This is a genomic window from Candidatus Hydrogenedentota bacterium (assembly GCA_019695095.1).
GTDB lineage: Bacteria > Hydrogenedentota > Hydrogenedentia > Hydrogenedentales > SLHB01 > JAIBAQ01.
On sequence record JAIBAQ010000256.1, the window covers coordinates 1 to 6,849 of the forward strand.

Here is a 6,849-nt window from a genome sequence, read left to right on the forward strand (position 1 = left end):
CTCGCTCGCTGAAGTCTGCCCGGATTCCACGGGTGGATGCAGGCTCTGGGGAGCGGGCTGTTGGATGACGGGCGTGGACGCCGGGACGGGCGGATTGGCTACGTGGTCGAGTACAAAGCCCAGGATAAGAAGAATCGCCGCCAAAACGAAGCCCGTCGCAATCAAGATGACGAACATACGCTTGCTTCGCCGCTCTTTTTCGAAGTCGATGTTATAAGGATTGGCGGGGTCAGCGGAGACGGCGTTTGGTTTCGACGCGTTCTCTGGGTGCTGCATGAGTATTTCCCAAGACGTATGGGGACAAGGATTCCCGTGAACACAACCGGAAGACTTGCCCTGCGCTGCTTATGAGATACTCTTGTACCACAAACGAGGTGTCTACTTCCTGTTTGAGAAGCAGACCGACGCGCCACTTGCCTATCACGATTGCAGCGATAACAGTATCGAGCCGGAGATGGGTTGAACCGCCCGGGGAGTCCCGGCCTGGTATTCAGAATGCTCCTCCCCCGGCGGTCAAAGAGCCGATGCTCAGTCACTCGCCGGCGTGAGCCTGTTTGCCGTGGGCCGACACAAAGGGCTTTCGTCCGATTCGGCAAGTCTGTTTTCGGCGCTCCAGCGCAGGCTGACCACGGTCTGCGCTAGAGTCTCAAGCGTGAATGGGACCATCAGGGAGTTGTCTTTCGCCGTGCTTTTCTCCAGCAAAGGCCGCTTTCCTGGTCTCTTAGACACGAAGGGAGCGAAGCCTCCAACAGATATTTCGCTTGAGACACCCGGATTTAGTATCATACTGCCCGCAACGCCTCACGAGTTTTTCGTTTCGTGACAAATCTTGGCATGGACGTATTAAGCAGAAGTGTGCGTCCGGTTAGGATCGCGTTGCGCGCCGTCCCAACGATGGTTGCGGACCCGTTGTGGCGGCTTCAGTAGGGTTGCGGTTTGGAGTAGACGCGCGCCTCATGTACATCGAGCGAAAACCCATGTTCGCTTTTCGCGTTGGGGTTGTCCGTGCCTGTCTGGACGAAGTCCCAGGCATGGGGGAAGGGTAGACTCATGTTTCGAGCGTTTTTGCCGAAGGAAGTGTGTTTTTTTGACTACTTTGAGCAGCTTGCGGCGTTGTCGGTGAAGGCCTGCCAGGCCTTCCTGGAACTCACAGAAGGTCACAAGGACGGACTGGACCGGCACGCGGCAAAGATCAAAGACATCGAACACCAGGCGGACGACGTGGCCCACCGGTGTATCGACGATCTGAACAAGACATTTGTTACGCCCATCGACCGTGTCGATATCCATGCGCTGATCAAGCGGATGGACGACGTCGTCGACTCCGTAGATGCCACGGCCTCACGAATGGCGCTCTATGAGTTGGTGGAAATACGCGAGGAGGCCCGCAAGTCCGCCGAAGTGCTGCTCAAAGCGGTCCGATCGATGGAGATTGCCGTACGCGGCCTACGGACGATTAAAGAAACCAAGACGATCAAGGATGAGCTGATTTCGATTTACCACTTGGAGAATGAAGGCGATCTGATCCTCAGGGAAGCGCTCACGCGTCTGTTTCGGGAAGAGACAAACGCGATTCTCGTCATCAAGTGGAAAGAGATCTTCGAGCGCCTGGAAAAGGCCACGGACCGCTGCGAAGAGATTGCGCATATTATCGAGCGCATCGTAATCGAGGTATCCTGATCGTATGGACCCCCTCTTTCTCGTAATTCTGACCGTTATCGTGGCTCTGGCTTTCGACGTAATTAACGGATTCCACGATTCGGCTAACTCCATTGCCACGGTAGTCTCTACGCGAGTCCTCAGCCCTCGCGCCGCGGTAATATGGGCTGCCTTCTTCAATTTTGTTGCAATGTTTGTGTTTGCCCCTCGGGTTGCCGACACCGTATCGAAGATCGTGCACATCGACGCAAGCGATCCCGCTTACATGTACGTGGTTCTCACCGGCCTATTAGGGGCCATAGTCTGGGACCTCATGACGTGGTGGTGGGGGCTGCCAACGAGTTCCTCCCACGCCCTTATCGGAGGTCTCGTGGGGGCGGGGATCGCGCACAAGGGGGTTGATGTTATTCAGTGGAGCAAAGTCATGGCGACCGTGGAGTACATTCCACTGGCTCCCTTGTTCGGCATGATTCTTGGCTTCGCGTTTATGGTAATCGTGTACTGGATGTTCCGCAGGTGGCGGCCCATCTCCGTCGACAATCTCTTCCGGCGCGGACAGCTCGTCTCCGCGGCGCTGTATTCGCTGGGGCACGGAGGCAACGACGCGCAGAAAACGATGGGCGTGATTGTGGCGTTGCTGGTGGCCGCGGGCTATTTCACACCTGACGTGCAACTGTCTCTTCTGGACTGGCATACCTCGTGGATTATTCTCTCCTGCCAGATTGCGATGTCCGTAGGAACCGCGTTTGGCGGGTGGCGCATCGTGAAGACCATGGGAATGCGGATCACCAAATTGAAGCCGGTTGGCGGTTTTTGCGCGGAGACCGCGGGCGCTGCCACCCTCTTCATCGCCACGCACCTTGGCATACCCGTCTCGACGACTCACACCATAACCGGAGCCATCGTTGGCGTCGGTTCGACGACGAAGTTCTCCACGATCCGTTGGGGCGTTGCGCGGCGAATCATCTGGGCGTGGGTTTTTACGATTCCCTTTTCGGCCTTGGTCGCGGCCTTGTGCTTCTGGGCAATCCAGCTAATCGTTCCGTCCTTCTAGTCCGCAATTCGCACCGGAGCAACTGAGCGCCGGCGCAAATTGCTCACGTGCAAGGCGTTGAGGTTACGCCATGAGGATTTCTCACCAACACACTCCGTCTTTGGAGAAGTGTGTTGCTTTTCGCTCCCAGTCTCGCAAGCAGCCTGATCGCGGGACATTCACGCGTGTGTTTGTGAGCAATTCGGACTAGGATGCGGTAGCGCGTTTCTCTGTTGTTAGGACGCTAACAAGTTCCTAACAGTCAAATGTTAGCGTGATGGCGTGATCGGCGTCGCGACCGAGTGGAGAACGCACATGGCACGGGAGACTATCCTTGTCGTCGATGACGAGGAAGACATCCTCGAACTCGTCAACTACAACCTAACCAAAGCCGGATTCCGCGTATCTTGCGTGTCGTCGGGAGGCGAAGCCGTAAAAGCGGCGAGAACCATGTCTCCCGATTTGGTCGTGTTGGACCTCATGCTGCCTGGATTGGACGGCCTGGAAGTCTGCACCCTGCTGAAGAACGACCCGAAGACAAAGGACGCGGCTGTCATCATGTTGACGGCCCGCGGAGAAGAGGGCGATGTGGTACGCGGACTTGAGTTAGGTGCGGACGACTACGTTACGAAACCCTTCAGTCCACGGATATTGTTGGCTCGTGTTCAGGCCGTGCTGCGGCGCAGAGAAGCCGAAGCCGTCGAAAAGAACACGACAATTCGCGTACACGGGATGGTGATTCATCCCGGCCGGCATGAGGTTCTCGTGAACGGCGAGCCCATAGAACTTACCTTTACAGAGTTTCGCGTGTTGCAGTGCCTCGCGAGGCGCCCCGGTTGGGTATTCTCTCGTTCCCAAATTGTCGACTCGGTGCGTGGGGCCGGATATGCTGTGACGGATCGCGCGGTGGACGTGCAAATTGTCGGTCTGCGCAAGAAGCTGGGCGATGCGGGCGCCTGTATCGAGACGGTGCGAGGCGTGGGCTATCGATTGAAGGAGTAGTACATTGGCAAGGCGCTCCCTCCTCTGGCAGTTGTTTCCCCTTCTGGTTCTAGTGACCGTTGTATCGCTTCTCGCGTGTACCCTCTATTTCACGCAGACGTTGCACGATTTCTATCTCAATGAAACGCGCAAAAGCTTGGAGAGCCGCGCAAACATTGTACGTTTGCTGGAAGGCGATCTGTTCTTCACCGCCCCGCCCGAGGAGCTTGACGCGCTCTGCAAGGAACTGGGCAAAGCCTCAGGCATCCGAATTACGCTGGTTAAACTCGACGGGTCGGTTCTGGCCGACTCGGAAGGACTCCCCGCGGACATGGAAAACCATGCGACGCGCCCGGAGATCCAGGAAGCGTTCGCGGGTAACGTGGGGAAGGCGGAGCGATTCAGTAACACCCTAGGCAAGACGACATGCTATGTGGCCGTGCCGGTTTACCGAAACGGCAAGGTTGAGGGAGTGGCACGGGTTTCTGTCCCGCTCGAAGCCGTCGAAGTGACGTTACGCGAGGCATACCGGCATATCGCCCTCGGATTTCTTGTCATCGCGCTTCTCGCGTCGGTGTTGGGATTGGCGGTTTCCAGGCGGATAACGCGGCCGATAGAACAAATGAGGCAAAGTGCGCGGCGCTACGCTCAAGGCGATCTGTCGGCGCGCCTGCGTGTGCCGAACACGACGGAATTGGGACAATTGGCGGAAGCCATGAACCATATGGCCCTTCAACTTCAAGAGCGCATCGGCACGGTTGAACGGCAACGCAACGAATTGGAGGCCGTGCTGTCGAGCATGGTGGAGGGCGTTGTAGCCGTAGATACTGAGGAGCGAATCCTGAACATCAACACGGCGGCGGCCGAACTGTTTCATGTCGTGCCTGCGAAGGCCGTGGGAAAGATGCTGCATGAGGTAATTCGCAACACGGAAGTCCAACGTATCGCCGAGTCGGTTCATCGCGTCAACGAACCTATCGCCCGCGATATCCTGCTGACGTATCAGACGGAACGATTTGTGCACGTGCACGCGACGCCGTTGGCGAATGCCGACGGCAAAAGCATCGGCGGCTTGATCGTATTTCACGACATCACCGAACTGAGGCGTCTCGAAAATGCGCGCCGCGATTTTGTCAGCAATGTGTCCCATGAACTCAAGACCCCAATCACCTCGATTAAGGGATATGCGGAGACGCTATTGGATGGAGCGCTGGATGAGCGAGAAGATGCGCGGCGGTTCGTCGAAATTATAACCAGGCAGGCAGACCGCCTGTACTCGCTCATCGAGGACTTGCTGAACCTGTCGCGATTGGAGCAAGGAAGCGAGCGGGACGAGATTCAGAAGGAATGGGTGCAGGCCCGGCAGATCGTCGAAGCAGCCGTTCTGCAATGCCAGGAGAAAGCCTCCGCAAAAGGAATCACGATCCGCGCGGAGAGCGACGAAGATACTTCCGTGAGGGCGAATGCCGCGTTGCTCCAGCTCGCCGTGGAAAATCTGCTGGACAATGCGATCAAATACAGCGATGAGAACACAGAAGTCGAAGCTGAGGTGCGAAAGAGAGGCAACCAACTGACGATTCGCGTGCGTGATCACGGTTGTGGGATTGCCAAAGAGCACTTGCACCGAATATTCGAACGATTCTATCGCGTGGACAAAGCGCGAAGCCGCAAGCTCGGCGGCACGGGGCTGGGCTTGGCGATTGTTAAGCACATCGCGCGCGCTCATCATGGACAAGCAACCGTCGACAGCGCCCCACAAAAAGGCAGCACATTCTGTATTCACATCCCCTGCGGCGGGCTAGATGCCCTCGATCAGGATTCTTCAGGAAATTCCGAGACTCTAACGCAACCCTAACAGAGATTTAATACGCTTGTAGGCAGAAATAAGGCCAACTCAAGTTAGGGAAATGAACAATGAGCAGAATCCGGTTGATACATGCGTTATGTCTTGTCGCGTTGCCCGCGGCCCTCTTTTCGTGCGGGCCGTCGCAGCGGGGCGCCAATTCGGGGTCCATCTCGATCAAGGGCTCCGATACGATGCTTCACCTCGTGACCGGGTGGGCGGAAGCCTTCATGAAGACCCATCCCGGCAAGACCGTTACGGTGACGGGCGGCGGATCGGGGACGGGAATCGCCGCGTTGCTCAATGGAACAACCGATATCTGTTCCTCGTCGCGCGACCTCAAGGAAGAAGAGAAAGAGCAGGCGGCGAAAAAGGGCCTCAAGCTTAATGAGCATGCGGTCGCGCGAGACGGAATTGCGTTGGTGGTGAATACGGGTAACCCCATCAATGAACTCACCACCGAACAGATTCGGAAGATCTACACCGGTGAAATAACAAGCTGGGCGCAGGTGGGCGGTCCTGACGAAAAGGTCATAGCGCTTTCTCGCGAATCGAGCTCGGGCACGTACTTGTTCTTCCTGGAGCATGTTCTGAACAAGCAGGACTTTCGGCAGGACGCTTTGCTGCTGCCTGCAACGTCGGCAATTCTCGAGAGCGTAGTGGACTCGCCGTGGGCAATCGGCTATGTGGGCCTCGGGTACGCTAAAGAAGCCGCGGGCAAAGTCAAGGTGATTGGGGTGAAGCCCGAAACCAGCAAGCCTGCCGTAGTCCCGTCCGCGGAGACTGTTCGCAGCGGTGAGTACTCCATCGCGCGTTTGCTCTTCCTGTTCACTGCGGGTGAGGAATCGGCTGCAGTCAAGGAGTTCGTGGAATTCTGCTCGACTCCGGAAGGCTTGGCCGTCATTTCCGAAACAGGTTACATCACGGTGAATTAACGTGAGTTTTCGGAACACGCAAGAACTGGCCGTACGGTATACGTTGCGCATTGCCGCGTCTGCCAGCATCTTAATCGTTTTCCTGATCTTCCTGTTTCTGTTCAAAGAAGCGTTGCCGTTTGTCAGGGAACCCGGATTGTCCCACTTGCTGAATGGACGCTGGAATCCGACGTCGCTTAAGGAAGTCTCCTACGGGATCTTCCCCCTTGTAACGGGATCGCTGCTGGTGACTACTCTCGCGACGTTGCTCTCTATTCCGTTTGGCGTGTGTGGAGCTGTCTACATCGCGGAACTGGCTGGACCCCGTGAGCGCGAGGTTCTCAAGCCATTTGTGGAGCTTGTCGCGGCAATACCGTCCGTCGTTCTTGGATTCTTTGGACTTATCGTCGTTGCGCCGG

The 6,849-nt window shown here is 56.7% G+C and carries 8 protein-coding genes; 6 read left to right on the forward strand and 2 right to left on the reverse strand.

The window, feature by feature from the left end; translation table 11 throughout:
* Together K1Y02_24100 and K1Y02_24105 are read right to left on the reverse strand one after the other, a co-directional pair.
* Window positions 1-276, reverse strand: a 276-nt coding sequence (locus K1Y02_24100; GenBank protein ID MBX7259464.1) for a hypothetical protein, incomplete at its 3' end; no start/stop codon positions are given.
* 252 nt (window positions 277-528) lie between these two features.
* Window positions 529-729 (reverse strand): hypothetical protein, encoded by a 201-nt coding sequence (locus tag K1Y02_24105; GenBank protein MBX7259465.1) that lies wholly within the window; start codon window positions 727-729, stop codon window positions 529-531.
* Window positions 730-1,050: 321 nt separating this feature from the next.
* Between K1Y02_24105 and K1Y02_24110 the strand changes: the two genes are divergently transcribed.
* The 6 genes from K1Y02_24110 to K1Y02_24135 all read left to right on the forward strand — a co-directional run.
* Window positions 1,051-1,680: a DUF47 family protein gene (locus K1Y02_24110; protein MBX7259466.1), complete on the forward strand. Its 630-nt coding sequence runs from the start codon at window positions 1,051-1,053 to the stop codon at window positions 1,678-1,680.
* A gap of 4 nt (window positions 1,681-1,684) precedes the next feature.
* Complete coding sequence (locus K1Y02_24115; GenBank protein MBX7259467.1) at window positions 1,685-2,713, forward strand: inorganic phosphate transporter; 1,029 nt, start codon at window positions 1,685-1,687, stop codon at window positions 2,711-2,713.
* Between the two features lie 294 nt (window positions 2,714-3,007).
* Entirely contained in the window at window positions 3,008-3,694 is a 687-nt protein-coding gene (locus K1Y02_24120; protein MBX7259468.1) for a response regulator transcription factor, read from the forward strand.
* A gap of 4 nt (window positions 3,695-3,698) precedes the next feature.
* A complete protein-coding gene (locus K1Y02_24125; protein ID MBX7259469.1) occupies window positions 3,699-5,528 on the forward strand; it encodes a cell wall metabolism sensor histidine kinase WalK in 1,830 nt (609 codons plus the stop codon).
* Between the two features lie 59 nt (window positions 5,529-5,587).
* Window positions 5,588-6,451 carry a phosphate ABC transporter substrate-binding protein gene (locus K1Y02_24130; protein MBX7259470.1) on the forward strand — a complete coding sequence of 288 codons (864 nt, stop codon included), beginning with the start codon at window positions 5,588-5,590 and terminating at the stop codon, window positions 6,449-6,451.
* A gap of 1 nt (window position 6,452) precedes the next feature.
* The coding region (locus K1Y02_24135) for a phosphate ABC transporter permease subunit PstC (protein MBX7259471.1) at window positions 6,453-6,849 on the forward strand (397 nt) is incomplete at its 3' end.